The organism is Enterococcus hailinensis, assembly GCF_045862035.1.
Lineage (GTDB): Bacteria > Bacillota > Bacilli > Lactobacillales > Enterococcaceae > Enterococcus_A > Enterococcus_A hailinensis.
Map to the genome: position 1 here is coordinate 1 of NZ_BAAFRV010000055.1, position 1,247 is coordinate 1,247.

A 1,247-nucleotide genomic window follows, 5' to 3' on the forward strand; every position below is an offset into this window, starting at 1 on the left:
TGGATTTGAGTCAATATCTTGGACATATTTTAGTAGAGACTGCTAAGACATTTTCTCTGTTTCTAAATCTTCAAACTCCTGTGGAGTTAAGTAATGAATCGAACTATGGATTCGATTACGATTATAAAATCCTTCAATGTAGCTAAATAAAGATCGATTCGCTTCTTCGAAGTCTGAGTAAGTCGTCGTGTATACTTCTTCTTTTTTCAATGATGCATGGAAGGACTCAATTCCTGCATTATCATATGGTGTTCCTTTGCGACTATAGGAATGCCTTATTTTATTGTTTTCAAGCCAATTTTCCACTTCGATTGCTGTATATTGACTACCTAAATCAGTGTGTAGAATCATTCTTTCTGGGATGTGGTACCGTTGCTTTGCTTGATTGAATGTTTGTAACACACAATCGACAGTCATTCGTTTAGAAAATGTATAGCTAATAATCTTTTTCGTGTGTAAATCCATAATCGAAGATAAGTAACACCAACCATTTTTCTTAGTTGGAATGTAGGTGATATCAGCTACCCATTTTTCACAGATAGTTTTAGTAGAAAAGTCCTGATTTAAGATGTTCTCTTTTAAAACAACCGGCTGAACAGGCCGTTGAGGTCTGTATTTCTTAACCACAATTGACCTTAGATTTAATTGTTTCATCAGTTTTTGTACATGCTTAAGAGATACTGAAATTCCTTCTTTTAGCAACACTTGATGGATTTTTGTTGCACCATATCTCTGTTTATGATCAAAAAAGATCGTTGAAATCTTCTTTTTCAATTGGTTATTTCTGACTTCTGTAGCTGTTAACGATTTATTTTTATAAAAATAGTAGACGCTTCTAGGAATTTCTAATAACCGACACAACAAAGAAACAGTGTACTCCTTACACCATTTTTCAATGAATCGAACAAGTGACTTTAGGTCTTTCGAGAGAATATGGCTGCGGCTTTTTTTAATATTTCAAGTTCCTCTTTCAAACGAGCATTTTCTTTTCTCAAATCAGCCGCTTCTTTTCCGGTCAGTCCTGTGGACTGATTTGGTAAATATAAATTTTTCCATTTGTAAATCGTTGCTTCAGATAAGCCATATTCTTTCGCCAATCCTCGAACAGAACGTCCAGTTTGATTCAGCTCAACAATCATCTGTTTGAAATTTTCTTCGTATCGGGTCATAAAATCCATCCTCTCGTAGATAAGTTTAATTTATTTCTGTCTCTACGAAAAGTTGTCTAAGATTTGATACTAACACCA

General features: G+C 34.3%; 1 protein-coding gene. It reads right to left on the reverse strand.

Annotated elements, in window-relative coordinates; translation table 11 throughout:
* Positions 1-42 precede the first annotated feature (42 nt).
* A protein-coding gene (locus ACKTSC_RS13415) for an IS3 family transposase (protein WP_311809502.1) occupies positions 43-1,169 on the reverse strand; the annotation gives its coding sequence in 2 pieces (ribosomal slippage) (positions 43-941 and positions 941-1,169; 1,128 coding nt in all).
* Positions 1,170-1,247: the final 78 nt, after the last annotated feature.